The 975-nt window shown below is 57.8% G+C and carries 1 protein-coding gene and 1 pseudogene; one reads left to right on the top strand and one right to left on the bottom strand.

The genetic code is table 11. The features are described 5' to 3' along the window. A pseudogene (locus DIE22_RS38565) lies at positions 1 to 231 on the top strand (hypothetical protein); the annotation flags it as partial. Between the two features lie 64 nt (positions 232 to 295). On the opposite strand, the gene DIE22_RS37790 reads toward DIE22_RS38565, so the two are convergent. After that, positions 296 to 975, bottom strand: a 680-nt coding sequence (locus DIE22_RS37790; protein WP_260426876.1) for an acyl-homoserine-lactone synthase, incomplete at its 5' end; no start/stop codon positions are given.

Genomic DNA, 975 nt, shown 5'->3' with positions numbered 1-975 from the left:
GCGATCCTCTCAGTGTTGTTCGACGCGATGCACGTGTTCTGGGCGGACTGCAATGACGGCCGCCTGCCAAAATCTTCGACTGTCGCTCATGCCATTGATGAACGTCTCGGACTGCGCGCACAGGCAAGCGGCGAAGGTTCGCGTACCGGTCAGGCCTACGCATCCGCCATCCGGCCAGATTGGGTAAAGGATGCGGATAATCGGCATCACAGCCGGCGATCCGCATCTTAGTCGTGGCCTTGGCTGCCGAGTGCCAATCTCGGCGGAGCGCGTCGGCCCCTGCCGGGAAGAACGGCTATCGCATGTCTGTTGAGCAACGACTAGCGCATGGCCGCCTCCCCGGCGAGCCCGAAACATTCGGTGTGAGCGACTGATGCCATGTGATTGATGATCGGAGGTTGTCGAGGTTGGCTCCAAGGCTGGCGAACGTGGCGGGGGTGAGATCAATCGCACAGGTCAGGAACGGAGCGGTAGCTGTGTCCTGGTGCGGTCCAAAATATTGCAGATCAAGGCCAAAGCGGCGGTACAGTCGTGCAATGGCGTGGGTGACGACACCGATGATGCGATTCGCGCCGAGTGATGCAGCGACGGCCATGACATAGGGAAAGAGTTGCATGTCCGAGCCGGAGAACCGTGATAGCTCCCATATGGTGGGTGAGGAGGGAAGGTCGAGGTTCGACGATCGAGGAAGCAGTTCTCGGAGCAGGTACGGAGAGGTAGTTGGCATTAGGCGTGCGCAACCACATATCTGTCGTTCGGATGTGAGTGCAACAATCTGAACGGTGTTTTCGCCATCGAAGTGATCCCACTCGATGGTTTCATTTTCCTTAATGTCGGGCAATGGCCAGCCGAGGCGGCGGACGAAAACGTCATATCGGAACATGCCAAGTCCTTCACGAAGCTCAAGTGGCAAGTCGATCAATCTGCCGGCGATAATGAGTGGCATTTGTGTTCCCCATCGTTTAGTGATGGGCG

Source organism: Burkholderia sp. Bp9142 (assembly GCF_003853415.1).
In the GTDB taxonomy this organism is placed as follows: domain Bacteria; phylum Pseudomonadota; class Gammaproteobacteria; order Burkholderiales; family Burkholderiaceae; genus Burkholderia.
Note: the sequence above shows the minus strand (reverse complement) of the source record. Positions and strands in the feature narration are given on the sequence as shown.